Source organism: Kitasatospora sp. NPDC088391, assembly GCF_044753345.1.
GTDB lineage: Bacteria > Actinomycetota > Actinomycetes > Streptomycetales > Streptomycetaceae > Kitasatospora.
In genome coordinates, this window is record NZ_JBIVNB010000013.1 from 15,452 (window position 1) to 42,285 (window position 26,834).

A 26,834-nucleotide genomic window follows, 5' to 3' on the forward strand; every position below is an offset into this window, starting at 1 on the left:
ATGAGGCAAGGAGCCCGCTCACGTGTCCGTCTTCGACAAGATCCTGCGCGCCGGTGAGGGCAAGATCCTCCGCAAACTGCAGCGGATTGCCGCCCAGGTCAACTCGATCGAAGAGGACTTCGTCAACCTCACCGACGACGAGCTGCGCGCGCTGACCGACGAGTACAAGGCCCGGCTGGCCGACGGCGAGAGCCTGGACGCGCTGCTCCCCGAGGCGTTCGCCACGGTCCGCGAGGCCGCCAAGCGCGTCCTGGGCCAGCGCCACTACGACGTCCAGATCATGGGCGGCGCCGCCCTGCACTACGGGCACGTCGCGGAGATGCGCACCGGCGAGGGCAAGACCCTGGTCGGCACGCTGCCCGCGTACCTGAACGCGCTGACCGGCAAGGGCGTGCACCTGATCACGGTCAACGACTACCTCGCCGAGCGCGACTCGGAGTGGATGGGCCGGGTGCACCGCTTCCTGGGCCTGGAGGTCGGCGTGATCCTGGCGAACATGTCGCCGGCCGAGCGCAAGCGCCAGTACGGGATGGACATCACGTACGGCACGAACAACGAGTTCGGCTTCGACTACCTGCGCGACAACATGGCCTGGTCGCAGGACGAACTGGTGCAGCGCGGCCACAACTTCGCGATCGTCGACGAGGTCGACTCGATCCTGATCGACGAGGCCCGCACCCCGCTGATCATCTCCGGCCCGGCCGACCAGGCCACCAAGTGGTACAACGACTTCGCCAAGCTGGTGGTCCGGCTCAAGATCGACCGGGACTACGAGGTCGACGAGAAGAAGCGCACCGTCGGCATCCTGGAGGAGGGCGTCACCCGGGTCGAGGACTACCTGGGCATCGACAACCTCTACGAGTCGGTGAACACCCCGCTGGTCGGCTTCCTGAACAACGCCATCAAGGCGAAGGAGCTCTACAAGCGGGACAAGGACTACGTCGTGATCAACGGCGAGGTCATGATCGTCGACGAGCACACCGGCCGCATCCTGGCCGGCCGCCGCTACAACGAGGGCATGCACCAGGCGATCGAGGCCAAGGAGGGCGTCGAGGTCCAGAACGAGAACCAGACGCTCGCCACCATCACCCTGCAGAACTTCTTCCGCCTCTACGACAAGCTGTCCGGCATGACCGGTACCGGCACCACCGAGGCGGCCGAGTTCCACCAGATCTACAAGCTCGGCGTGGTCCCGATCCCGACCAACAAGAACCCGAAGCGGATCGACCAGCCGGACCTGATCTACAAGTCCGAGCCGGCCAAGTTCGCCGCCGTGGTCGAGGACATCGCCGAGCGGCACGAGAAGGGCCAGCCGGTCCTGGTCGGCACCGTCTCGGTCGAGAAGTCCGAGTACCTGTCGCAGGAGCTGCGCAAGCGCGGCATCCCGCACGAGGTGCTGAACGCCAAGCACCACGAGCGCGAGGCGCAGATCGTCGCGCAGGCCGGCCGCAAGGGCGCCGTCACCGTCGCCACCAACATGGCCGGCCGCGGCACCGACATCATGCTCGGCGGCAACTCCGAGCACCTGGCCGCCGCCGAGCTGGCCCAGCGCGGCATCACCCCGGAGGACACCCCCGAGGACTACGAGGCCAACTTCCCGGCGGCGCTGGAGAAGGCCAAGCTCGCGGTCAAGGCGGAGCAGGAGGAGGTGCAGGAGATCGGCGGCCTGTACGTCCTGGGCACCGAGCGGCACGAGTCCCGCCGGATCGACAACCAGCTGCGCGGCCGCTCCGGCCGTCAGGGCGACCCGGGCGAGTCCCGGTTCTACCTCTCGCTGGGCGACGACCTGATGCGCCTCTTCAAGGCCGGCATGGTCGAGCGCGTGCTGTCGATGGCGAACGTCCCCGAGGACGTGCCGATCGAGTCGAAGATGGTCACCCGCGCCATCGCCTCCGCGCAGACCCAGGTCGAGCAGCAGAACTTCGAGATCCGCAAGAACGTCCTCAAGTACGACGAGGTCCTGAACCGCCAGCGCGAGGTCATCTACGGCGAGCGCCGCCGCGTCCTGGAGGGCGAGGACCTGCAGGAGCAGGTCGGCCACTTCATGGACGACACCGTCGCCGCGTACGTGGCCGCCGCCACCGGCGAGGGCTTCGAGGACGACTGGGACCTCGACAAGCTGTGGACGGCGCTCAAGCAGCTCTACCCGATCCAGCTGGACGTGGAGGAGTTGGAGGAGGACGCCGCGGAGAACGGCGGCCTCACCCCCGAGTACCTCACCAAGGCCATCCAGGAGGACGTGGCCGCCGCCTACGGCCGCCGCGAGGACCAGCTCGGCGAGCAGATCATGCGCGAGCTGGAGCGCCGGGTCGTCCTCTCGGTGCTGGACCGCCGCTGGCGCGAGCACCTCTACGAGATGGACTACCTGCAGGAGGGCATCGCGCTGCGCGCCTACGCCCAGCGCGACCCGCTGGTCGAGTACCAGCGCGAGGGCTTCGACCTGTTCTCCGCGATGATGGAGGGCATCAAGGAGGAGTCCGTCGGCTACCTGTTCAACCTGGAGGTCCAGGTCGAGCAGCAGGTCGAGGAGGTCGAGGTGCCGGACGACGAGCAGGTGCTGCTGGAGAAGCTGGAGCGGGACGCCGTCCCGGCCGCCCGCCCGGAGATCCGCGCCAAGGGCCTGGAGGCCCCCGAGCGCAAGAAGCTGCACTACACCGCCCCGTCCGACGAGATCGGCGGCGGCGTGATCGAGGGCGACTTCGACGAGGACGGCCTGGTCGACGAGGGCGACGGCCTCACCCGCGCCGAGCGCCGCAAGGCCGCCAAGGCCGCCAAGGGCGGTCGGCGCCGCAAGGCCTGACGGTCCGTCACCGACGGGGCGCCACCCCCTCCGGGGTGGCGCCCCGTCGGCGTTCACGGGGTTCACGGGGTTCACCGGGTCTCCACGGCGGCGCACTGCCACTGGCCGGTGCGGGTGTGCCGCTCCAGCCGGAACGCCAGCACGTGGTGGCGCGGGCCCAGTTCGACCCGGACGCAGGCCTCCACCGCGCCCGGCACCGGCACCGAGTCGTGCACCCGGCCCAGCCGCGGGTGCGGGGCCCGGCCGCGCGGGCGCAGCGGGCCGGTGCGCACCAGCGCCGCCAGCTGGTGGAAGCCCGGCAGCGTGGTGTGCCGCTGCAACTGGTGGACCGGGCGGGTGCCGCACAGCACCTCGACCAGGCGGTGCGCGAAGCGGGCGGCCAGCTCGGTGTGGCCGGCGCCGCCCGGGGCGGCCGTCCGCGGGCGCGGCGGCACCCCGGCGGGCGCGCAGCCGGCCCGCGGGTTGCGGGCGGCGCGCGGGCCGTCCCCGGCCGGGTGCGGGCGGCGGGCCGGGCGGGGTCCGGCCGGGTGCCCCGGGGCGTGCACCAGGGGGCGGACGCGGGGGCCGGACGGCCGGGGGAGGTGCTCGGTCATCGGGTCCTTCTCGGTGGTGGGGCGGACGGGGCCGAGACTCTTGGTACCGGCCGCGGCGGCCCGCGCCCAAGGCCGTCCGGGCCGCTCCGGCGACGCCGGGTGATCCACCCGTGCGGGTGGCGGCCGGGCTGCGGCAAGGGCGCCGCGTCGGGTTGCCGGGGACGGGGGTTGACGGGGCGTCGGCGGAGCGGACGGTCCGTAGGGGGACCGGGGGCGACCCGATCGGCGCACCGGGCCGGGGGCCCGGCCGGGGCTGCGTATTCTTGACCCGTCGCAACCCGTGGCAGTGACCGAGGAAGAAGGGCGCCCCGCATGCGCGTGTACGTGCCGACCACGTTGAAGGACCTGTCGGCGGCGCACCCCGGGGGCGTCCTGGAGCAGGGCACCGCCTACGCGGTGACGCCCGCGCTGCGCGAGTGGTACGTCAGCGACGACCTGGAGGAGCTGGAGTATGCGGCGCTGAACCGGGCGGCGCTCTCCTCGCTGCGGATGCTGGCGGCCGACCCGGGGGCGCCGTGCCGCCGGGTGGTGGTCGCGGTCGAGGTGGCCGACTCCGCGGTGTCGCCGTTCCCCGGGGACGAGTACCAGGACCAGGCCACGCTGGGCCGGGTGGTGCTGGCCGGTCCGGTGCGGCTGGCCAAGGCGGCGGCGGTGCACGCCGACGACACCGACCCGGACGTGCTGGCGGACGTCGCCGCCGCGGTCGCCGCGGTGGCGGCCGCCGACGGCGGGGACGAGGACGCCCAGTTCACCGTGGACGGCGCCGAGGACCACGAGCTGCTCTGGTTCGCCACCCAGGAGATCGCCGCGCTGCTCGGCTGACCCCTTTTCGCAGGAAGGACCCCGTCCCGGCCCCGGCCGGCGGCGGGGTCCTTCGCGTTCCCGGAACCCGGTGGCAGGCGTCTGCAATCATTGCGTTTGCAAGTAGATGTGTCTGCAACTATTGTCGAAGCTCGTAAGACGCATCGGCAACCTATGGAGGGACGCGTCATGCCTCTCGCGCTTCTTGCCCTGGCCATCGGGGCGTTCGGGATCGGCACCACCGAGTTCGTGATGATGGGCCTGCTGCCCCAGGTCGCGGCCGACTTCGACGTCACCATCCCCACCGCGGGCCTGCTCGTCACCGGCTACGCGGTCGGCGTGCTGGTCGGCGCCCCGCTGATGACCGTGCTCGGCACCCGGACCGGCCGCAAGCGGATGCTGATGCTGCTGATGGTGCTGTTCACCGCGGGCAACCTGATCTCCGCCCTCGCCCCCGGGATGACCGTGATGATGGCCGGCCGGATCGTCGCCTCGCTCGCCCACGGCGCGTTCTTCGGCATCGGCGCGGTGGTCGCCGCCGAACTCGTCGCCCCCGACCGGAAGGCCGGCGCGATCGCCACCATGTTCACCGGCCTGACCGTCGCCAACATCGTCGGCGTCCCGCTCGGCACCTGGATCGGCCAGGCCGCCGGCTGGCGGGCCACCTTCGCGCTGGTCGCCGCGCTCGGCCTGGTCGCGATCCTCGGCATCGCCCGGCTCGTCCCCGAACTGCCCCGCCCCGAGGGCGCGCACCTGCGCCGGGAACTGGCCGCCTTCAAGAACGCGCAGGTGCTGCTGGCGATGGGCATGACCGTGCTCGGCTTCGGCGGCGTCTTCGCCGCGATCACCTACGTCGCCCCGATGATGACCGAGGTGGCCGGGTTCCCGGCCGGCGCGCTGACCTGGCTGCTCGTGCTGCTCGGCGTCGGCATGTTCCTCGGCAACCTGCTCGGCGGCCGCTTCGCCGACCGGCGCCTGATGCCGATGCTGTTCACCACCCTCGGCGGGCTCACCGCGGCGCTCGCCGTCCTCACCGTCACCGCCCACAACCCCGTCACCGCCGCCGCGACCCTGCTGCTGGTCGGCGCGCTCGGCTTCGCCACCGTCCCGCCGCTGCAGAAGCGGGTCCTCGACCAGGCGCACGGCGCCCCCACCCTGGCCTCCGCCGTCAACATCGGCGCCTTCAACCTGGGCAACGCGCTCGCCGCGCTGCTGGCCGGCGCCGCGATCGACGCCGGCCTCGGCTACACCGCCCCCGCCTGGGTCGGCGCCCTGATGGCCGGCGGCGCCCTGCTGCTGGCCCTGCTCTCGGCCGCCCTGGAGCGCCGCACCCCGGCCGCCGCCGATCCGGCCGCCGCCGCCCGGATTCCCGCCCACACCCACTGACACGGGCGCCCCGAACACTCCAGAACACTCTCGAACACCCCCCCCGAACGCCCGCCCGCACGGAGAGACACGCACCATGAGCACCACCGAGATCCCCACCGTCACCCTCAACAACGGCGTCACCATGCCCCGGCTGGGCTTCGGCGTCTTCCAGGTCCCCGACGAGGAGACCACCGCGGCGGTCGCCGCCGCGCTCGCCGCCGGGTACCGGAGCATCGACACCGCCGCCGTCTACGGCAACGAGCGCGGGGTCGGCCGGGCGCTGGCGGAGTCCGGGGTGGCCCGCGAGGACCTGTTCGTCACCACCAAGGTGTGGAACGCCGACCAGGGCTACGACGCCACCCTGCGGGCCTTCGACGCCAGCCTCGACAAGCTCGGGCTGGACCGCGTCGACCTGTACCTGATCCACTGGCCGGCCCCGGCGCTCGACCGGTACGCCGACTCCTGGCGGGCGCTGGAGCGACTGGCCGCCGAGGGCCGGGTCCGGGCCGCCGGCGTCTCCAACTTCCGGCCCGCGCACCTGACCCGGCTGATCGAGCGGGGCGGCCTCGTCCCCGCCGTCAACCAGGTCGAGCTGCACCCCGGCCTCCAGCAGGCCGAGCTGCGCGCCTTCCACGCCGCGCACGGCATCGCCACCGAGGCGTGGAGCCCGCTCGCCCAGGGCGCCGTCCTCGCCGACCCGGCGGTCGTGGCGATCGCGGAGCGCACCGGGAAGTCCCCCGCCCAGGTGGTGCTGCGCTGGCACCTGCAGCTCGGCAACGTGGTGATCCCCAAGTCGGTCACGCCGGCCCGGATCCGGCAGAACCTCGACGTGTTCGACTTCGCGCTCACCGCGGACGACCTGGCCGCGATCGCCGCCTCCGACCGCGGCCTGCGCACCGGCCCGGACCCGGACCTGTTCGACTGACCGGGCGGCCGGGGCGGGCGGGGCCGCCGCGTACCCTGGGCGGGTGCGCACACACATAGTCTGGGACTGGAACGGCACCCTGCTGTCGGACATGGCGGCCGTGGTGGGGGCCAGCAACGCGGCGTTCGCCACCGTCGGCATCGCGCCGATGACGCTGGAGGAGTACCGGGCCCAGTACGAGATCCCGATCCCGCGGTTCTACGAGCGGCTGATGGGCCGGGTGCCCAGCCCCGCCGAGTGGCTGGCGCTGGACGACGCGTTCCACGTCAAGTACACCGAGCTGTTCCCGGGCTGCGGCCTGACCCCGGGCGTCGAGCAGCTGCTCGCCGGGTGGACGGCGGCCGGGCACAGCCAGTCGGTGCTGTCGATGTACGCGCACGACAAGCTGGTGCCGGCCGTCGACGCGTTCGGCCTGGCCGGGCACTTCCTGCGGGTGGACGGGCGGCGCGGCGACGCCGGCGGCCGCAAGGCCGGGGAACTGGCCGCGCACCTGGACGCCCTGGGCGGGCAGGTCGACCGGGGTCGGACGGTGCTGATCGGCGACGCCGCGGACGACGCCGAGGCGGCGCTGTCGGCGGGCATCGCCGCGGTGCTGTACACCGGCGGCTCGCACACCCGGGAGAAGCTGCTGCCGGTCGGCGTGCCGGTGGTGGACACCCTGGCCGAGGCCGTCGCACTGGCCGGGGAACTGACCGGCTGAGCCCGCCGGCCGGTGTGTCACGGCACGTCGGAGGGGGTGCGCGCGTTCACCCTTGGAGGGGTACAGCACGCACCACCGTACGGAGCAGTCCAGCACCATGCCGATCGACGCGGTCACCACCGTCCCGACACCCGCCGCCGAACCGGCGCGCGACTACGCGCCGGGCAGTCCCGAGCGGGCCCGGCTGGTCCGCCGGCTCGACGAACTGGCCGGGCGGCACACCGAGTTGCCGATGGTGATCGGCGGCCGGCGGCGGCTCGGCGGCGGCGCCGTGGCCGAGCCCGCGCAGCCGCACCACCACGCCGCGAAGCTCGGGGTGCTGGGCGCGGCCACCCCCGCCGACGGGCAGGACGCGGTGGACGCGGCGCTGGCGGCCGGACCGGCCTGGCGGGCGCTGTCCTTCGACGACCGGGCCGCGGTGTTCCTGCGCGCCGCGGACCTGCTGGCGGGCCCGTGGCGGGAGACCCTGGTGGCCGCCACCGTGCTCGGGCAGTCCAAGGCCGTGCGGTCGGCCGAGGCCGACGCGGCCTGCGGCACCGCCGACGCCTGGCGCGGCGACGTCCGGGCCGCCCGCGCCCTGCTGGCCGAGCAGCCGGGCTCCGGGCCCGGGGGGTGGAACCGGGCGGACCACCGCCCGCTGGAGGGCTTCGTCTGCGCGCTCTCCGCGTTCGACTCCACCTCCGCCGCGGCCCGGTCGGCCACCGCGCCCGCGCTGCTCGGCAACACCGTGGTGTGGAAGCCCGCGCCCGCCCAGACCCTGGCCGCGCACTTCACGCTGCGGCTGCTGGAGGAGGCGGGCCTGCCGCCCGGCGTGGTCAACCTGGTCACCGGGGACGGCGGGGCGGTCGCCGGGGCCGTCCTCCCGCACCCGGCGCTGGCCGGCCTGCACTTCACCGGCTCGGCCGCGGCGTACCGGCGGCTGTGGCGGGGGATCGGCCGCGACATCGCCCGCTACCGGACGTACCCGCGGCTGGTCGGGGCGGTCCGCGGCGCGGACTTCCTGGTCGCCCACCCGTCGGCCGACCCGGCGGCGGTGCGCACCGCGCTGGTCCGCGGCGCCTTCGGGTTCCAGGGCCAGGGCGGCGCGGCGCTGTCCCGGGCCCACCTGCCGCGCGGCCTGTGGCGGCGGATCGCCGACGACCTGCTCGGAGAGGTGGACGCGCTGCCCGTCGGCGACCCCACCGACCTGGGCACCTTCATGGGCGCGCTGGTCGACGCCCGGGCCTTCGACCGGACGGTCGAGGCGCTCGGCCGGGCCGCGGCCGACCCGGCGGCCGAACTCGCGGCGGGCGGCCAGCACGACGCCGCGATCGGCTGGTTCGTCCGGCCCACCGTGCTGCTGGACGGCGCCGGCCGGCACGGCGGCAGCCCCGGGCCGGTGCTGTCCGTCCGGCTGTACGAGGACGACGACTGGGCGGGGGCGCTGGAGCGGGCCGCCGCGGACAGTGGGTCCGGTGGGCCCGGTGGGCCCGGCGGGTCCGGCGGCGGCGCGGTGTTCGCCCGGGACCGGCGGGCGGTCGCGGAGGCGCTGGAGCGGCTGCGGTTCGCCGCGGACCGGCTCCGGGTCAACGGGCAGCCGTCCGACGACCGGGCCGAGCCGGGCCGGGACCTGGCGCGCTGGACGTCCACCCGGTCGATCAAGGAGACGTTCACGCCGCCGACCGACTACGTCCACCCGCACATGGAGTGGTCACCCGAATGACGGACACCCCAGGTGGGGGCCATTGGACAAGGTGTCCAGGAAGGCCCGATCCTCCTGCGGGTTTGCGCCTCCGTGTCCCCTGACACCTTCGTTTCGTCAGGCTAGGCTGACGGCGTCGCCGGTTATCGGTCAGGCAGGCCAAACGTGCTGTCGTACCCGGGCGGAACGCGACTCATGCGTGCCTTGAGCGCTTTTCACCCCTCGCGTACGGGAGGATTGCCGACGGGGCCCGGCGGTGCACCCACAGTCATCACCGAGTCACGCAACGGCGCGCGACAGGAGCCAAACAGCCATGCAGACCAAGCTGGACGCAGCCAAGGCCGACCTGCTCAGGAAAGCAGCAGCAGCCGCTGAGAACAGCCAGGTGGGGGGAGCGGCGCCGGGGGAGGGCCTGAGCAACGGTGCTCTGGCCGCCTACCTGCATCACTACTACCTCCACACGGCACCCGAGGACGTGATCAGCCGGGACCCGGTGGACGTCTACGGGGCCGCGGCCTCCCACTACCGGCTGGGCCTCAAGCGCCCGCAGGGCACCGCCGAGGTCCGGGTCTCCACCCCGACCGTGGAGGAGAACGGCTGGTCCTGCGGCCACACCGTGGTCGAGGTCGTCACCGACGACATGCCGTTCCTGGTGGACTCGGTCACCAACGAGCTGACCCGCCTGGACCGCGCCATCCACCTGGTCGTGCACCCGCAGCTGGCGGTGCGCCGCGACATCACCGGCAAGCTGCTGGAGATCCTCGACGTCGACGCGTGCAACCGCGCGCAGGCGGCCGGCGCCGAGTGGCCCGCCGACGCCGTGGTCGAGTCCTGGATGCACATCGAGATCGACCGCGAGACCGACCGCGACGACCTGCGCACCATCGAGGCGAACCTGCGCCGGGTGCTGGGCGACGTCCGCGAGGTCGTCGAGGACTGGTCGAAGATGCGCGACTCCGCCGTCCGGCTGGCCGACGAACTCGCCGCCGAGCCCCCCGCGCACCTGCCCGAGCAGGAGGTCTCCGAGGCCGGCGAGCTGATGCGCTGGCTGGCCGACGACCACTTCACCTTCCTCGGCTACCGCGAGTACGACCTGGTCGAGCACGAGGGCGAGGAGGTCCTCAAGGCCGTCGCCGGGACCGGCCTGGGCGTGCTGCGGGCCGACCCGCTCAGCCACGACACCGACCACCACCCGGTCTCCGAGGCGTTCGGCCGGCTCTCCGCCCCCGTCCGCGCCAAGGCGCACGAGAAGAAGCTGCTGGTCCTCACCAAGGCCAACAGCCGCGCCACCGTGCACCGCACCGCCTACCTCGACTACGTCGGCGTGAAGCGGTTCAACGCCGCCGGCGAGCCGGTCGGCGAGCGCCGCTTCCTCGGCCTGTTCTCCTCCGCCGCCTACACCGAGTCCGTCACCCGGATCCCGGTGGTGCGCCGCAAGGTGCAGGAGGTCATCGGCGGCGCCGGCTTCTCCGGCGACAGCCACGACGGCCGCGACCTGCTCCAGATCATGGAGACCTTCCCGCGCGACGAGATGTTCCAGACCGCCGCCGCCGAGCTCCAGTCGATCGCCACCAGCGTGCTGTACCTGCAGGAGCGCCGCCGGCTGCGGCTGTTCCTCCGCCAGGACGAGTACGGCCGCTACTACTCGGCGTACGTCTACCTGCCGCGGGACCGCTACACCACCCGGATCCGGCTCGCGCTGACCGACATCCTGAAGACCGAGCTGAACGGCGACACCATCGACTACACGGTGTACGCCACCGAGTCGGTGCTCACCCGCCTGCACTTCGTGGTCCGGGTCGCCCCCGGCACCGAGCTGCCGCAGCTCTCCGACTCCGACATCGAGCGGATCGAGAACCGGCTCGCCGAGGCCGCCCGGTTCTGGATGGACGGCTTCAACGACCAGCTGCAGACCGAGTTCGGCGAGGAGCGGGCCGCCGAGCTGGCCCACAAGTACGCCACCGCCTTCCCCGACGGCTACCGCGCGGACTTCCCGCCGCGCACCGCCGTCGCCGACCTCAAGCAGATCGAGTCGCTCAGCGGCGAGGGCGACTTCCGGCTCAACCTGTACCAGCCGGTCGGCGCCGGCGACGACGAGCGCCGCTTCAAGATCTACCGGGTCGGCGGCCCGATCTCGCTCACCGAGGTGCTGCCCGTCCTGCAGCGGCTGGGCGTCGAGGTGCTCGACGAGCACCCGTACGCGCTGCGCCGCACCGACGGCAGCACCGCCTGGGTGGTCGACTTCGGCCTCAGGCTCCGCGAGGGCACCGACCTCACCGAGGAGGACCGCGAGCGCTTCCAGGACACCTTCTCGGCGACCTGGCTCGGCCAGGCCGAGAACGACGGCTTCAACGAGCTGGTCCTCACCGCCAAGCTGACCTGGCGTCAGGCCGTGGTGCTGCGCGCCTACGCCAAGTACCTGCGGCAGGCGGGCTCCACGTTCTCCCAGGACTACATGGAGGACGCGCTCCGCAACAACACCCACACCACCCGGCTGCTGGTCAACCTGTTCGAGGCCCGGCTCTCGCCCAGCCACCAGTCCGGCGCCGCGGAACTCACCGAGGGCCTGCTGGAGGAGCTGTCCGGCGCCCTCGACGAGGTGGTCTCGCTGGACGAGGACCGCATCCTGCGCTCCTTCCTGCACCTGATCAGGGCCACCCTGCGGACCAACTTCTTCCAGCACGACGGCGAGGGCCACTGGCACTCCTACGTGTCGATGAAGTTCGACCCGAAGGCCATCCCGGACCTGCCCGCGCCGCGCCCCGCCTTCGAGATCTGGGTCTACTCGCCCAGCGTCGAGGGCGTCCACCTGCGGTTCGGCAAGGTCGCCCGCGGCGGCCTGCGCTGGTCCGACCGGCGCGAGGACTTCCGCACCGAGATCCTCGGCCTGGTCAAGGCCCAGATGGTCAAGAACACCGTCATCGTGCCGGTCGGCGCCAAGGGCGGCTTCGTCGCCAAGCAGCTGCCCGACCCGGCGGTCGACCGCGACGCCTGGCTGGCCGAGGGCATCGCCTCGTACAAGACCTTCATCTCGGCGCTGCTCGACATCACCGACAACCTGGTCGCCGGCGACGTCGTCCACCCCGTCGACGTGGTCCGCCACGACGAGGACGACACCTACCTGGTGGTCGCCGCCGACAAGGGCACCGCGACCTTCTCCGACATCGCCAACGGCGTCGCCCAGGAGTACGGCTTCTGGCTCGGCGACGCGTTCGCCTCCGGCGGCTCGGCGGGCTACGACCACAAGGGCATGGGCATCACCGCCCGCGGTGCCTGGGAGTCCGTCAAGCGGAACTTCCGCGAGCTCGGCGTCGACACCCAGACCGAGGACTTCACCGTCATCGGCATCGGCGACATGTCCGGCGACGTGTTCGGCAACGGCATGCTGCTGTCCGAGCACATCCGCCTGGTCGCCGCCTTCGACCACCGGCACATCTTCCTCGACCCGAACCCCGACGCGGCCGTCTCCTTCGCCGAGCGCCGCCGGCTGTTCGACCTGCCGCGCAGCTCCTGGGACGACTACGACAAGTCGCTGATCTCCGCGGGCGGCGGCGTCTTCCCGCGCTCCGCGAAGTCCATCCAGCTCTCCGCGCAGGTCCGCGACCGGCTCGGCATCGACGCCGCCAAGCTCACCCCCGCCGAGCTGATGAAGGCGATCCTGCAGGCCCCCGTCGACCTGTTCTGGAACGGCGGCATCGGCACCTACGTCAAGGCGACCGCCGAGACCAACGCCGAGGTCGGCGACAAGGCCAACGACCCGATCCGGGTCAACGGCGGCGACGTCCGGGCCCGGGTCATCGGCGAGGGCGGCAACCTCGGCTGCACCCAGCTCGGCCGGATCGAGTTCGCCTCCACCGGCGGCCCGCAGGGCACCGGCGGCTGGATCAACACCGACGCCATCGACAACTCGGCCGGCGTCGACACCTCCGACCACGAGGTGAACATCAAGATCCTGCTCAACCAGGTCGTCGCCGACGGCGACATGACGGTCAAGCAGCGCAACACCCTGCTCGCCACGATGACCGACGAGGTCGGCCACCTGGTGCTGCGCAACAACTACGCGCAGAACGTGGTGCTCGCCAACGCCGTCGCCCAAGCCGCCAGCATGGTCGACGTGCACGCCCGCATGATCAACCGGCTGGAGGCCAACGGCCAGCTCGACCGGGCCCTGGAGTACCTGCCCGGCGAGAAGCAGATCCGCGACCGCCAGCAGGCCGGCCGCGGCCTCTCCCAGCCCGAGCTGTCGGTGCTGCTCGCCTACACCAAGATCACCCTGGCCGACGAGCTGCTGGCCACCGACCTGCCCGACGACCCGTACTTCCGGGACGCCCTGCACGCCTACTTCCCGAGCGCGCTGCGCGCGAAGTTCGCCGAGCAGATCGACAACCACCCGCTGCGCCGCGAGATCATCACCACCCTGATCGTCAACGACACGATCAACCGCGGCGGCTGCACCTTCGCGTTCCGGCTCCGCGAGGAGACCGGCGCGACCATGGAGGAGATCGCCCGGACGCACGCCGCCGCCCGCGCGGTGTTCGGCCTGGAGCAGCTCTGGGACGACGTCGAGGGCCTCGACAACCAGGTCCCCGCCCGGGTCCAGACCAAGATGCGGCTGCACGCCCGCCGCCTGGTCGAGCGCGCCACCCGGTGGATGCTGAACAACCGTCAGCCGCTCGACATCGCCGACACCATCGCGTTCTTCCACGACCGGGTCAACCAGGTCTGGGACGCGCTGCCCAAGCCGCTCCGCGGCGAGGACCTGGCCTGGTACGAGTCGGTCTACCAGGAGCTCTCCGGGGCCGGCGTCCCCGACGAGCTGGCCACCCGGATGGCCGGCCTGTCCTCGGCGTTCCCGACCCTCGACATCGTCGGCGTCGCGGACCGCTCGGACGCCGACGTGATGGAGGTCGCCGAGCTGTACTACGACCTCGGCGACCGGCTCCAGATCAGCCACCTGCTCGACCAGATCATCGAACTGCCGCGCACCGACCGCTGGTCCTCGATGGCCCGCGCCTCGATCCGCGAGGACCTGTTCGCCGCGCACGCCGCCCTCAGCTCCGACGTGCTCGCCGCCGGGCCCGCCGGCTCCAGCCCCGAGGAGCGGTACAACGCCTGGGCCGAGCTGAACAGCACCCTGCTCAGCCGGGCCCGCACCACCCTCGACGACATAAGGGGTTCGGACACCTACGAGCTGTCCAGCCTGTCCGTCGCGATGCGGGTGATCCGCACCCTGCTGCGCAGCGGCCGCTGATCCGACGGCAACGGCCGGAGGGGCCCGGGCATCCGCCCGGGCCCCTCCGGCCGTCGTACGGGAAGCCCCGGGCTCAGTTCTCGGTGGCCCGGCGGAGGGCCGAGGCGAGCAGGGCCAGGTCGGTGGGCCCGTTGCCGAGCTCGCGGACCGGGCGGGGGGACGGCGCGGTGCCGTGCTCCTCGGGGCGCTGGGCGACCACGGTGGGGCGGAGCGTCGCGGTGCGGGGGATGCGGCCGCTGACCCGGGCCCCCTGGAAGGCGGTGACCTCCCCGTCGGGCCGCCGCAGGTACCCGCGACCGGGCGTCGCCGCGGGCAGCGCCGCCGCGTCCGGCAGGTGGATCAGCAGGTCGGAGTCGCCGGCCTGCTCGGTGCGCAGCGCGATCCGGAGCTGCGCGCACTCGCCGATCTCGGTGTCGGCGGTGGCCTCCGGCGCCCCGGTCGCGGCGATCACGTGCACGCCGAGCCGGGCGCCGTGCACGGCGACGGCGGCGAGCGCCCGGGCCAGCGGGCGGCCGCCCGGGCTCGCCGGGCCGAGCAGCGCGTCGTAGTCGTCGACCAGGACGACCAGCCGGGCGGGCGCGGCGTCCGGCGACGGGGCGTCGGGGGAGCGCCGGGGCTCGACCACGCGGACCTGCGCGGCGCTCTCCGGGGCCGGGCCGCCGACCAGCGCCGGGGTCTTGTCGAAGAGCCGCCGGGTGTGCCACTCGGTGAAGGTGAGGCCGTCGAACAGGGCCTCGCGGTGGGAGAGTTCGTCGTGCAGGCGCTCGGCGGCGAGCAGCGCGCCGCGCGGGTCCTCGGCGGCGTTGACGTGGGCGGTGACGTGCGGGAGGTCGGTGCAGCCGGCCAGGCCGCCGTCCTCGGCGCGGGCCCCGTCGACCGTCAACAGGGCGAGCCGGTCCGGGCGTTCGGAGACGGCGAGCGAGGCGGCGAGGCTGCGCAGCAGCTCGGACTTGCCGGAGCCGGGGCCGCCGCCGATCAGCAGGTGGTCGCCGTCCTCGGCCAGGTCGAGGGCGCAGGTCTCCTCGCCGCCGGCGCCGCGCGCGGTGCCAAGCAGCGCGGCCGCGCCGCCCGCCCCGGCCGGGAGCGACTGCCAGGACTCGGCGAGCCGGGCGGGGGAGAGCGACTCGGCGCGCAGCAGGTCGAGCAGGCGCAGCGCGTCGGGGAGCGGGCCGCGCGGGGCGGCCCCGGTGTCGGCCTCGGTGAGCGGGGCGAGGGTGCGGGCCAGGCGCTCGGCCCAGGCGGGGGAGACCGCGTCCAGGGTGATGTCGGTGAGGCGTTCGCGGGTGCCGCCGGCCGGGCGGTCCAGGGTGAGGCGGGTGGCGACCTCGCCGGTGACCCGGGCCACCGAGCCGAGCCCGGCGGGGAGTTCGGCGGCGTCCTCGGCGAGGCAGAGGGTGAAGACGCCGGCCGCGGGGCCCTGGCGCAGCAGCAGGGCGAGGGCGTCCCGCCCGGCCGGGGTGCCCGGGTCGCCGTCGACCAGGACGACGGTGGCGGGCGGCCCGGCGGTGGCGGCGGCGAGTTCGGCGAGCCGGGCCTCGGCCTGGGCCGGGTCGAGGCCGAACAGCAGCCGGCAGGACTGGCCGTGGGCGGGCCGCAGGTGCGGCAGCCACTGGGCCCAGGCCCAGTCCTCGACGGGGCGGTCGGCGGCGACCACGACCAGGGCGAGGCCGCCGGGCGGGTGCAGGACGGCGAGTTGGGCCAGCGCGGCCCGGGCCAGGCCGGTCAGCCGGGGCCGCGGGCCGGCCAGGCCGAGGCTGCCGGCCGTCTGCAGGTCGACGGTGACCGGGACGGCGGGCAGCAGCGTGCCCGGCGCGGTGCCGGGGCCGGCCGGCAGGTCGGCGGTGCCCAGCCGCAGGGTGAGCGCGTCGGGGTGGTCGGGGCCGCGCTCCCACAGCCGGGGGCCGGTGCCGAGCGCGGTGAGCAGCAGGGCCGCCGGGTCGGGCCAGCGCTCGCGCTGGTTGGCGGCCTGCCGGGCGCGGGCGGCGGCGTGCTGCCGGTCGCCGTCGACGGCGGCGGGCTCGCTCCGGCCGCGGCGCAGCCAGCGGCCGCGCGGGGCGGGGGCCTCGGCGGCGGGCGGCTCGGCGGGGGCCGGGCCGGGGCCGCGGCCGACCGCGGGCCGGGCGCCGGTGCGCGGCGCCAGGCGGAGCCGGCCCTCGCCGTCGGGGGCGGTGGCGCGGGGCGGTATGCCGTCGGGGCGGGCGAGTTGGAGGGTGGACTCGCCGATCCGCAGCAGCGCGCCGGGGGCGAGTTCGGCGCCCTCCTCGGACAGGTAGCGCTCGTCGAGCAGGGTGCCGTTGGTGGAGCCGAGGTCCCGGACGGTGGCGCGGCCGTCGGCGGCCAGGTGCAGGGCGAGGTGCAGGCGGGAGACGTCGGGGTCGTCGAGCGGGACGTCGGCCTCGGTGGAGCGGCCGACCCGGACCCGCTCGCCGTGCAGCCGGTGGACGCCGCCGGCGTCGGGGCCGCCGACCACCCGGAGTTCGGCGGCGGGCGGCTCGTCGGTGCCCGCGGTGCCGGGGCCGGGCTCGCCGAGGGCGAGCACCGCGCCGTCGACCAGCGGGGGCCGGCCGAGTGGGGTCTGCTCGTCCAACCGCCGTTCCCCGTCGTACAGATGGACGTGGGTGGCGGAGCGCGGGCCGCGGATGCCGACGGCACCGGCGAGGGCGGTGGCGACGGCGCCGAGCGTGGTGCCGGCCGGTGCCGTGACCAGCACGTCGGCAGAACTGCCGGGCGCGGCGGGGCCGCTGCGCGGTCGAAGGACGGTGAGCCGGATCTGCATCTCGCCCGGGGTCCCTTCTGCACACGGGTGGTGCGTGCCATCCTGCCACCCGGGACGGACAGTCCGCGCACGGTACCGGATTTGACGATCTTGCGATCATCGCCATGGTGGGTCCGGCGGGCGGCCGGGTCAAGGACCCCCGGACCTCCCCGGGCCGACCCCGCGCGCCCCGACCCGGCAGCACCTCGGAAACCCGCTCGGGCACCGTTAGAGTTGCCGAAAACCGGAGAGCCCGCGCCAGCGGGCTCCCGCAAGGCCCCGGCGCCGTTCACGGGAACGGGGGAGTGCCGGATCGCGGCCCCGGCAGCGGGCGCCGGGTGACCGAACGGAGTGCACAGTGCGGCCTGTCGGCAGCAAGTACGTGCTGGAAGAGAGCCTGGGACGCGGAGCGACCGGCACGGTCTGGCGCGGCCGGGTCCGCGAGGACGCCGCGGTGCCGGGCCTGCAGCCCGGCCAGGCCGTCGCGGTCAAGGTGCTGCGCGAGGAACTCGCCGCCGACCCGGACGTGGTGATGCGCTTCCTGCGCGAGCGCTCGGTGCTGCTGCGCCTCACCCACCCCAACATCGTGCGCACCCGCGACCTGGTGGTCGAGGGCGAGCTGCTGGCCCTGGTGATGGACCTGGTCGACGGCCCCGACCTGTACCGCTACCTGCGCGAGTCCGGCCCGCTGTCGCCGATCGCCGGCGCGCTGCTGATGGCGCAGATCGCCGACGCGCTGGCCGCCAGCCACGCCGACGGCGTGGTGCACCGGGACCTCAAGCCCGCCAACGTGCTGCTGGCCACCCTCGCGGTCGACGGCGGCGAGCGGATGCACCCGATGCTCACCGACTTCGGCATCGCCCGGCTCGCCGACTCCCCGGGCATCACCCGCACCCACGAGTTCGTCGGCACCCCCGCCTACGTCGCCCCGGAGTCCGCCGAGGGCCGCCCGCAGACCGCCGCGGTGGACGTCTACGGCGCCGGCATCCTGCTGTACGAACTCGTCACCGGCCGCCCGCCGTTCCGCGGCGACAACCCGATGGCGGTGCTCCAGGCGCACCTCGCCCAGGAGCCCGAGCGCCCGCGCGGCATGCCCGAGCCGCTCTGGACGGTGGTGGAGCGCTGCCTGCGCAAGGACCCGGCCGAGCGGCCCACCGCGGTCTCGCTGGCCGAGGCGCTGCGGGTGGTCGCGGCGGGCGTCGGCGTGCACGCCGCCCCGGACGCGGTGGAGGCCGCGCTGGCCGTCGGCGCGCTGCTGCGGCCCGACCCGGCGCTCGCCCGCGCCGCCGCGCCCGCGGTCGACCCGCACGAGGCCACCCTGGCCGGGGCCTTCGACCCGGCCGCCGCCACCCAGGTCATGACGAGCCGTCAGGCCGTGCCCGGCGCCGAGGACAGCACCCGCCTGATGGCCCCCCAGCCCCCGGCGCAGCCGCCCGCCGACCGGACGGCGGTGATGCCCGCGATGCCGCCCGGTCCCCCCGGACAGCCCGGACAGCCCCCGGCCGAGGACCCGCACCCCTGGCAGAACCAGCTGCAGGCCGCCCGGGACCGCAACGCGCAGACCCGGATCGGCTACTTCGAGCCCGAGGACCTGGCCGCCCCGCCGGTCGCCCCGCGCCCGTACCAGGCCGGCCAGTACCCGCCGCCCGGGCAGCGCCCGCCGGTGGCCCCGCCGCCGTACCAGGCCCAGCAGCAGCCGCAGCCCGGCCGGTACGCCCCGCAGCAGGGCCCCTACCAGCCGCAGCAGCAGCCCGGCCGCCCGCCGCAGGGCCAGTACCCGCCGCAGGGCCACGGCCAGCAGCAGGGGCACGGCCGGCAGCAGGGCCGGGACGGCCGCCCGCCGGTCGCCCCGCCGCCGTACCAGGCCCAGCAGCCGGGCCCGCCGCCCGCGTACAGCGGGCAGCCGCAGGGCTACGGGGCGCCGCAGCGCCGGGCCGAGCCGGCCCCGCCGCGCCGCCAGGAGCCGCCGTACCGGGAGCCGGAGCCGCCCCGCGAGGCGCCCCGGGAGCGGGAGCCGCGGCGGCGCAGCCGCAACCGGATGTGGATCCCCGGCCTGGGCTGCCTGAAGGGCTGCCTGCTGGTGCTGGTGGTGCTGGCGCTCGGCTGCCTGGCGCTGTGGAACTTCACGCCGCTGCCGCACTACTGGGACAACGTGGTCGGCTGGTACCACGACGCCTCCGACTGGGTCGGCAGCCATACCTGACAACGGGATTGACGCTTTGTCGACAATCCCGCGAAATTCCACCGGATCGGTACCTCTCCGCGAGCCCTCCACGGCCCCCGGAGGCCCTTCGGACGCGTAGGTTGGTCGTCGGCACCGACCTCACGAGCCCACGGAGCAGCATTGGCACGCAAGATCGGCAGCCGCTACACCGTCCACCGGGTGATCGGCCGGGGATCGGCCGGCACCGTGTGGCTCGGGGAGGGCCCGGACGGTCCGGTGGCGGTCAAGCTGCTGCGCGAGGACCTCGCCGCCGACCAGGTGCTGGTCGGCCGCTTCGTCCAGGAACGCGCCGCGCTCACCGGCCTCGACCACCCGCACGTGGTCGGCGTCCACGACATGGTGGTCGACGGCAGCGACCTCGCCCTGGTGATGGACCTCGTCCAGGGCAGCGACCTGCGCACCCGGCTGGAGCGGGACGGCGTCCTCGACCCGGCGACCGCGGTCTCGGTGATCGCCGACGTCGCCGACGGCCTGGCCGCCGCGCACGCCGCCGGCATCGTGCACCGCGACGTCAAGCCGGAGAACGTGCTGCTCGACCTCGCCGCCCCGCCCGGCCCCGGCGGCGCCCCGCGCGCCAAGCTCACCGACTTCGGCATCGCCCGCCTGGTCGACGCCCCGCGCCGGACCCGCGCCACCCGGATCATCGGCACCCCCGACTACCTGGCCCCCGAGATCATCGAGGGCCTGGAGCCGCGCGCCGCCGTCGACATCTACGCCCTCGCCACCGTGCTGTACGAACTGCTCACCGGCGCCACCCCGTTCGGCGGCGGCCACACCGGCGCGGTGCTGCGCCGGCACGTCACCGAGAACGTCCCGCCGGTCGAGGGCATGCCGGACGAGCTGTGGCGGATCATCTCCGAGTGCCTGGCCAAGGCCCCGGCCTCCCGGCTGCGGGCCGCCGAGCTCGCCGCCCGGCTGCGCGGCCTGCTGCCCGAACTGGCCGGCGTCGGCCCGCTCGCGGCGCCCGCCCCGCGCAGCTCCCCCGAGGAGCTGCCCACCCCGGGCGAGGCGGTCTACGCCGAGGTGGACGCCGGCGGCGCGCACCGCCGCCGGCGCGGCCCCGCGGTCGCCCTGGTCCCCGGGCCGCAGCCCGACTCCACCCGCGACACCCACACCAGCCTGCGCCGCCCGTCCCCCGCCGAACTGGCCTCCTACGCCGAGGAGTCCCGGGCCCAGCGGAGCCAGGCCGCCCCGGCCTCGCACCGCCGCACCCGGGCCCAGGCGATCCGCCGCCGCCGGACCCTCGCGGTGCTGGTCGCGGTGCTCCTGCTGCTGGCCGGGGCGGCCGCCGCCTGGTCGGCGTTCGCCGCCGAACCGCCCGCCGGGGCGCGCCCCGAGGGTCTGCACAGCGTTCCGCACCCCAGGTTGTAGCCGAGCCCCCCCTTCGAACCATTACCCTTGTGGCGTGGCAGCCGTCGATCCTTCCGAAGAGCTCAAGAACCTCGACTCGACCATGTCGTCGATCGAGGCAGTCCTCGACCTGGACAAGATCCGGGCCGACATCGTGACCCTCGAGGAGGAGGCAGCCGTCCCCACCCTGTGGGACGACGTCGCCAACGCGCAGAAGGTCACCAGCCGACTCTCCTTCCTCCAGGGCGAGCTGCGCAAGGTCGAGACCCTGCGCGGCCGGGTCGAGGACCTGGGCGTCCTGTTCGAACTCGCCGAGGCCGAGGACGACGCGGACACCCGCGCCGAGGCCGAGACCGAGCTGGTCTCCGTCCAGAAGGCCGTCGAGGAGCTGGAGGTGCGCACCCTGCTCTCCGGCGAGTACGACGCCCGCGAGGCCCTGGTCAACATCCGCGCCGAGGCGGGCGGCGTCGACGCCGCCGACTTCGCCGAGCAGCTGATGCGGATGTACCTGCGCTGGGCCGAGCGGCACGGGTACCCGACCGAGGTCTACGACACCTCGTACGCCGAAGAGGCCGGCATCAAGTCCGCGACCTTCACCGTCAAGGCCCCCTACGCCTACGGCACCCTCTCCGTCGAGCAGGGCACCCACCGCCTGGTGCGGATCTCCCCGTTCGACAACCAGGGCCGCCGGCAGACCTCCTTCGCCGGCGTCGAGGTGCTCCCCGTCGTGGAGACCTCCGACCACGTCGACATCGACGAGGGCGAGCTGCGGATCGACGTCTACCGCGCCTCCGGCCCCGGCGGCCAGGGCGTCAACACCACCGACTCCGCGGTCCGGATCACCCACCTGCCGACCGGCATCGTGGTCTCCTGCCAGAACGAGCGCTCGCAGATCCAGAACAAGGCCTCGGCGATGAACGTCCTCCAGGCCAAGCTGCTGGAACGCCGCCGCCAGGAGGAGCGCGCCGCGATGGACGCGCTCAAGGACGGCGGCTCGTCCTGGGGCAACCAGATGCGCTCCTACGTCCTGCACCCGTACCAGATGGTCAAGGACCTCCGCACCGACCACGAGGTCGGCAACCCGCAGGGCGTGCTGGACGGCGACATCGACGGGTTCATCGAGGCCGGCATCCGGTGGCGCAAGCAGCGCGAGGCGTAAGCAGGCACGCGCGAGCAGGCACGCATGACGGAAGGGCCCCTCCGCCTCGGCGGAGGGGCCCTTCCCCGTCGGCCCGGGCCCGCGGGCTCAGCGCGTCAGCGTCAGCAGGACCATCGCCAGCAGCGCGGCGGACAGCACGGCCAGCAGCACCGCGGGGTTGAGCGCGGCGAACGGCCCGTGCTGCTCCTGCTGCAGCCGGGCGCGGTTGGCGCGGCAGACCGGGCAGCGGCCGTCGACGACGCGGCCGTTGCAGTTGGCGCACACCAGTTGGTCGCAGGTCATGCGATCTCCTCCTTGCTGCATAGCCAACGTCCCGGAGGCGGATTCGGTTCCGTCCGCTCACCACTCTGCCAGGTTCCCCATCCTCCGGCCCCCGGAGCCGAAGGGTTATCGATCTGTGACGTACCTCGCAATTTCCGGTCCGAACCGGAACGACACCTGACGAAACCCCGGTCAGTAGGCGTCCGGTCACTGCGGGTGCGCATGGGCATCGCGTAAGGTCACTGCCCTCGATCCACCTAGGATGGCCCCCGTGATGCAGCCGTGATCAGATTCGACAACGTCTCCAAGACCTATCCCAAGCAGAACCGTCCGGCCCTGGACAACGTCTCGCTGGAGATCGAGAAGGGCGAGTTCGTCTTCCTGGTCGGCTCCTCCGGCTCCGGCAAGTCGACCTTCCTGCGCCTGTGCCTGCGGGAGGAGCGCCCCTCCACCGGTGACGTGCACGTGCTGGGCAAGGACCTGGGCAAGCTCTCCAACTGGAAGGTGCCGCACATGCGGCGCCAACTGGGCACCGTCTTCCAGGACTTCCGCCTGCTGCCGAACAAGACCGTCGGCCAGAACGTGGCGTTCGCCCTGGAGGTGATCGGCAAGCCCAAGAGCACCATCAACAAGGTGGTGCCCGAGGTGCTCGACCTGGTCGGCCTGGGCGGCAAGGAGGGCCGGATGCCCGGCGAGCTGTCGGGCGGTGAGCAGCAGCGGGTGGCGATCGCCCGGGCGTTCGTGAACCGTCCGATGCTGCTGATCGCCGACGAGCCCACCGGCAACCTGGACCCGCAGAACTCGGTCGGCATCATGAAGCTGCTCGACCGGATCAACCGGACCGGCACCACCGTGCTGATGGCGACCCACGACCAGGCCATCGTCGACCAGATGCGCAAGCGCGTCATCGAGCTCGACAAGGGCCTGCTGGTCCGTGACCAGGCCCGCGGCGTCTACGGCTACCAGAGCTAGAAGAGAGAAGCATGCGCGCCCAGTTCGTCCTGTCGGAGATCGGTGTCGGTCTCCGCCGCAACCTGACCATGACCATCGCCGTCGTGGTCAGTGTCGCGCTGTCGCTCGCCCTCGCCGGTGCCTCGCTGCTGGTCCGCGACCAGGTCAACTCCATGAAGGACTACTGGTACGACAAGGTCGAGGTCAGCATCTACTTCTGCACGAAGGCGGACATGACGTCGCCGCAGTGCTCGGCCGGCGCGGCCACCGACGACCAGATCAAGCAGGTCAAGACCGACCTGGACAAGATGACCCCGCTGGTGCAGACCTCGACCTTCGAGTCCTCGGCCGAGGCGTACCAGCACTTCAAGCAGAGCAACCCGGACAACCCGCTGCTCGCGGCGGTCGGCCCGGACGCGATGCCGCAGTCCTGGCGGGTCAAGCTCAGCGACCCGACCCGGTTCGACGTGATCGCCAGCGCCTTCGCCGGCAAGCCCGGCGTGAAGTCGGTCGAGGACCAGCGGAAGATCCTGGAGAACTTGTTCGGGCTGCTCCGCGGCCTGCAGACGGCAGCCTTCGTGATCATGGTGCTGATGCTGTTCGTGGCCCTGCTGCTGATCGTCAACACCGTCCGGGTGTCCGCGTTCAGCCGCCGCCGCGAGACCGGCATCATGAGACTGGTCGGCGCCTCCAACTTCTACGTGCAGATGCCGTTCATCGCGGAGGCCGCGTTCGCCGCGCTGCTCGGCGCGGGCCTGGCCTCGCTGCTGCTGGTGGGCGGGCACTTCTTCGTCCAGGGCTGGCTGCAGAAGAAGGTGGCGTTCATCCACTTCATCGGCCTGTCCTCGGTGCTGTCGGTGATCCCGCTGCTGGTCGTGGTCGGCATGCTGATGGCCGGCATCGCGGCGTTCTTCACCCTGCGCAAGTACCTGAAGGTCTGACGGACCGTCGGCCGGTGCTACCGGCCGGTGCGCCGCCCGGCCTAGACTCGGCGGCATGCCGACAGCACCGCGGGTACGCCAGGGGATGACGCTCGGCCTGGTGTTCGGCGCCGTGCTGTTCGCCGGAGCGGCCTCCGGGGCCTGGGGAGAACCGATCGGTTCTCCCCAGGCCCCTTCGTCGTCCGACGCCGCCCCGGCCGCCGCCGACCTCTCCGGGGCCGACCTGAGCCCGCAGGAGGCCCGGCAGCTGGTCGGCGCCAGCGGCGACCGCTGGGCGGCCTACCTGAGCCCGCAGCAGTACGCCGACCTCACCGGCGGCCGGTACGCGGGCGTCGGCCTGACCGTGGACCGGACGGCCGGCGGGCCCACCGAGGTCGCCGAGGTGCAGTCCGGCTCGCCCGCCGCCCGGGCCGGGATCGCGCCCGGGGACCGGCTGCTCGCCGTCGACGGGGTGCCCGCCGAGCAGCTGCCGGTCACCGAACTGGTCGCCCGGCTGCGCGGCGGCCCGCCCGGCAGCACGGTGGCCGTCACGGTCGCCGCCGGGCCGGGGCCCGCCCGGCAGCTCGCCCTGACCCGGGCCGAACTGGCCGCCCGCGAGGTGGAGGCCGACCACCCGCTGCCCGGCGTGGTGCGGATCTCCGTGCACGCCTTCACCGAGGGCGTCGGCGACCAGGTCCGGGCCGCCGCGGCCGGCGCCCGCGCCGTGGTGCTCGACCTGCGCGGCAACTCCGGCGGCCTGGTCGAGGAGGCGGTGGCCACCGCCTCGGTCTTCCTCGACGGCGGGCCGGTCGCCAGCTACCAGGCCCGCGGCACGCACCGCGAACTCACCGCCGACACCGGCCGGGCCACCGCCGTCCCGCTGGTGGTGCTGGTCGACGGCGGCACCATGAGCGCCGCCGAGCTGCTGGCCGGCGCGCTCCAGGACCGCTGCCGGGCCGTCCTGGTCGGCACCCGCACCTTCGGCAAGGGCACCGTCCAGCAGCCCAGCCGGCTCGCCGACGGCTCGGTGCTGGAACTCACCGTCGGCCGCTACCAGACCCCCGGCGGCCGCTCCCCGGACGGCACCGGCGTCCAGCCCGACGTGCCCGCCGGCGCCGAGGACCCGGCCGCGCTCGCCCTCAAGGTGCTGGACGGGCTGAGCAGTTCGGCGCCCGCCACCCCCGCCGCGCGGTAAAGGGGCTGCCGAGCCCGCCGTCGAAGTGCGAGAATGGCCGGGCTATGGCAAAGGAAACGGGCAAGAAGCTGGTCGCGCAGAACAAGAAGGCGCGGCACGAGTACACCATTCTCGACACCTACGAGTGCGGCATGGTGCTCACCGGTACCGAGGTCAAGTCGCTGCGCGAGGGCCGGGCCAACCTGGTCGACGGCTACGCGTACATCCAGGGCGGCGAGGCCTGGATCGACAACGTCTTCATCCCCGAGTACGCCCAGGGCACCTGGACCAACCACTCGGCGCGGCGCAAGCGCAAGCTGCTGCTGCACAAGATGGAGATCCGCAAGATCGAGTCCAAGGTCAAGGAGACCGGCCACACGCTGGTCCCGCTGACGCTGTACTTCAAGGACGGCCGGGCCAAGCTCGAGCTCGCCCTCGCGGTCGGCAAGAAGCTCTACGACAAGCGGCAGACCCTGCGCGAGCGCCAGGACCAGCGGGAGACCGACCGCGCGGTCGCCGCGGCCCGCCGCCGACAGGGCTGAAAACGGGTCAAAGGGGCACGTCGGCACCCCAGTTGCGTACGCCCATCGGACGCTTCCGTACCATCTCCGGGTGGACACCTCACTGATCAGTGGCTGGCTCCCGTGGACCCTGCGCGTCCTGGCGGTGGCGGCGGTCACCGCGGCGTTGCTCAGAGTCAGCCCGTTCTGGCTCCGCCGCAGGCTGCCCTGGGTGGTCGGCGGTGCGCTGGCCGGCACCGCCCTGATCGCCCTGCTGGTCGCGTTGTCGGGAGTCGCCGACGAACCGCTGCCGACCGGCCTGTGGTTCTGGGTGTGCTGCGCCCTGCTGGGCCTGGGCGGCCTGGCGGCCGGGGTGCGGCGGTCCAGCTGGTGGAACCTGGCCGCCGTCCCGCTCGCGGTCCTGCTCTCCCTGGTGTGCGCCGCCAACTCGGTGAACATCTCCACCGGCTACTACCCGAGCGTGGACGCCGCGGTCGGTGACCTCTCGGACGCCCCGGTGCCGCAGCAGATGGGCCTGGACGAGGCGCTCGCCGCCGTGGGCAAGTCCTCGGCGGGCCGAGTGGTGTCGGTCGACATCCCGGCCGAGCCGAGCGGTTTCAAGCACCGCCACGAACTGGTCTACCTGCCGCCGGCCTGGTTCCGCAGCAAGACCCGGCCCAAGCTGCCGGTGGTGGTGATGATCGGCGGCCAGTTCGCCGCCCCCGACAACTGGATCCGGGCCGGCGAGGCGATCAAGACCGCCGACGCGTACGCCGCCGCGCACAACGGCTACGCCCCGATCCTGGTGATGGCCGACGCCACCGGAAGCTTCAAGACCGACACCGAGTGCGTCAACGGCAAGGCCGGCCGGGCCGCCGACCACCTGGTCAAGGACATTCCGGCGTACCTCACCAAGACCTTCAACAGTGCCTCGGACGCGCGCTCCTGGTCCGCGGTCGGCTGGTCGATGGGCGGCACCTGCGCCGTCGACCTGGCCGTGGTGCATCCCGAGGTGATCGGCAGCTTCGTCGACATATCCGGTGACGCCGGCCCCAACCTGGGCGGCAAGCAGTCCACCGTCGACCAGCTGTACGGCGGCGACGAGGCCGCCTGGGCGGCGCACGACCCGGTGACCGTGCTGGGCAAGGCCAAGAAGGACACCTACCGCAACTCGGCCGGCTACTTCATGATCGGCGACCAGGAGACCGGCCGGCACCTCGCCGACGCCCAGACGCTCGACAAGGCCGCCCGTGCCGCCGGTCTGACCACCACGCTCGAGGTGCACCCCGGCAAGCACGACTGGCAGTTCGGCACCTTCGCCTTCAAGCAGACGCTGCCCTGGCTGGCCCAGCGGGCCGGTCTGCCCGGCGCCGGCGGCGCCGCCGGTTAATGCGCTGGACCCTTGACGGGCCGGTTGAGTA

General features: G+C 73.6%; 18 protein-coding genes. 15 read left to right on the plus strand and 3 right to left on the minus strand.

Annotated elements, in window-relative coordinates:
• Nucleotides 1-22: 22 nt before the first annotated feature.
• On the plus strand, nt 23-2,800 hold the full coding sequence (secA, locus tag ACIQBJ_RS30505) for a preprotein translocase subunit SecA (RefSeq protein ID WP_400716983.1): 2,778 nt from the start codon (nt 23-25) through the stop codon (nt 2,798-2,800).
• 71 nt (nt 2,801-2,871) lie between these two features.
• Here the strand turns inward: secA and ACIQBJ_RS30510 are convergent, their stop codons facing one another.
• Complete coding sequence (locus tag ACIQBJ_RS30510; RefSeq protein ID WP_400716986.1) at nt 2,872-3,393, minus strand: Rv3235 family protein; 522 nt, start codon at nt 3,391-3,393, stop codon at nt 2,872-2,874.
• Between the two features lie 312 nt (nt 3,394-3,705).
• On the opposite strand from ACIQBJ_RS30510, the gene ACIQBJ_RS30515 reads away from it, so the two are divergent.
• From ACIQBJ_RS30515 to ACIQBJ_RS30540, 6 genes are all read left to right on the plus strand, one after another.
• Nucleotides 3,706-4,215 (plus strand): DUF6912 family protein, encoded by a 510-nt coding sequence (locus tag ACIQBJ_RS30515; protein WP_400716988.1) that lies wholly within the window; start codon nt 3,706-3,708, stop codon nt 4,213-4,215.
• A 168-nt stretch (nt 4,216-4,383) separates the two neighbouring features.
• Complete coding sequence (locus ACIQBJ_RS30520; protein WP_400716990.1) at nt 4,384-5,580, plus strand: MFS transporter; 1,197 nt, start codon at nt 4,384-4,386, stop codon at nt 5,578-5,580.
• A gap of 76 nt (nt 5,581-5,656) precedes the next feature.
• Nucleotides 5,657-6,487, plus strand: a complete 831-nt coding sequence (locus ACIQBJ_RS30525; protein WP_400716993.1) for an aldo/keto reductase — start codon at nt 5,657-5,659, stop codon at nt 6,485-6,487.
• A gap of 43 nt (nt 6,488-6,530) precedes the next feature.
• A complete protein-coding gene (locus ACIQBJ_RS30530; protein WP_400716996.1) occupies nt 6,531-7,187 on the plus strand; it encodes an HAD family hydrolase in 657 nt (218 codons plus the stop codon).
• 103 nt (nt 7,188-7,290) lie between these two features.
• Nucleotides 7,291-8,889, plus strand: coding sequence for an aldehyde dehydrogenase family protein (locus ACIQBJ_RS30535; protein ID WP_400717299.1), 1,599 nt, complete (start codon nt 7,291-7,293; stop codon nt 8,887-8,889).
• Nucleotides 8,890-9,181: 292 nt separating this feature from the next.
• On the plus strand, nt 9,182-14,119 hold the full coding sequence (locus tag ACIQBJ_RS30540) for an NAD-glutamate dehydrogenase (protein ID WP_400716999.1): 4,938 nt from the start codon (nt 9,182-9,184) through the stop codon (nt 14,117-14,119).
• Nucleotides 14,120-14,192: 73 nt separating this feature from the next.
• Here ACIQBJ_RS30540 and ACIQBJ_RS30545 read toward each other — a convergent pair whose 3' ends face one another.
• Nucleotides 14,193-16,895, minus strand: a complete 2,703-nt coding sequence (locus ACIQBJ_RS30545; protein WP_400717001.1) for an FtsK/SpoIIIE domain-containing protein — start codon at nt 16,893-16,895, stop codon at nt 14,193-14,195.
• A 337-nt stretch (nt 16,896-17,232) separates the two neighbouring features.
• Between ACIQBJ_RS30545 and ACIQBJ_RS30550 the strand changes: the two genes are divergently transcribed.
• From ACIQBJ_RS30550 to prfB, 3 genes are all read left to right on the plus strand, one after another.
• Entirely contained in the window at nt 17,233-19,077 is a 1,845-nt protein-coding gene (locus tag ACIQBJ_RS30550) for a serine/threonine-protein kinase (RefSeq protein ID WP_400717003.1), read from the plus strand.
• Nucleotides 19,078-19,218: 141 nt separating this feature from the next.
• On the plus strand, nt 19,219-20,469 hold the full coding sequence (locus ACIQBJ_RS30555) for a protein kinase (protein ID WP_400717005.1): 1,251 nt from the start codon (nt 19,219-19,221) through the stop codon (nt 20,467-20,469).
• Nucleotides 20,470-20,503: 34 nt separating this feature from the next.
• Nucleotides 20,504-21,607, plus strand: coding sequence for a peptide chain release factor 2 (gene prfB, locus ACIQBJ_RS30560; RefSeq protein WP_400717007.1), 1,104 nt, complete (start codon nt 20,504-20,506; stop codon nt 21,605-21,607).
• A gap of 87 nt (nt 21,608-21,694) precedes the next feature.
• Here the strand turns inward: prfB and ACIQBJ_RS30565 are convergent, their stop codons facing one another.
• The gene (locus tag ACIQBJ_RS30565) at nt 21,695-21,889 is read right to left on the minus strand and encodes a hypothetical protein (protein ID WP_400717009.1); all 195 of its coding nucleotides are present in this window, start codon (nt 21,887-21,889) and stop codon (nt 21,695-21,697) included.
• A gap of 261 nt (nt 21,890-22,150) precedes the next feature.
• Between ACIQBJ_RS30565 and ftsE the strand changes: the two genes are divergently transcribed.
• The 5 genes from ftsE to ACIQBJ_RS30590 all read left to right on the plus strand — a co-directional run bounded on the left by ftsE (nt 22,151) and on the right by ACIQBJ_RS30590 (nt 26,803).
• On the plus strand, nt 22,151-22,840 hold the full coding sequence (gene ftsE, locus ACIQBJ_RS30570) for a cell division ATP-binding protein FtsE (RefSeq protein WP_400717011.1): 690 nt from the start codon (nt 22,151-22,153) through the stop codon (nt 22,838-22,840).
• Nucleotides 22,841-22,851: 11 nt separating this feature from the next.
• Nucleotides 22,852-23,760 (plus strand): permease-like cell division protein FtsX, encoded by a 909-nt coding sequence (gene ftsX, locus ACIQBJ_RS30575; protein ID WP_400717013.1) that lies wholly within the window; start codon nt 22,852-22,854, stop codon nt 23,758-23,760.
• A 55-nt stretch (nt 23,761-23,815) separates the two neighbouring features.
• Entirely contained in the window at nt 23,816-24,934 is a 1,119-nt protein-coding gene (locus ACIQBJ_RS30580; RefSeq protein WP_400717015.1) for a S41 family peptidase, read from the plus strand.
• Between the two features lie 44 nt (nt 24,935-24,978).
• Nucleotides 24,979-25,455, plus strand: coding sequence for an SsrA-binding protein SmpB (gene smpB, locus ACIQBJ_RS30585; RefSeq protein WP_400717017.1), 477 nt, complete (start codon nt 24,979-24,981; stop codon nt 25,453-25,455).
• Nucleotides 25,456-25,525: 70 nt separating this feature from the next.
• A complete protein-coding gene (locus tag ACIQBJ_RS30590) occupies nt 25,526-26,803 on the plus strand; it encodes an alpha/beta hydrolase (RefSeq protein ID WP_400717020.1) in 1,278 nt (425 codons plus the stop codon).
• Nucleotides 26,804-26,834: the final 31 nt, after the last annotated feature.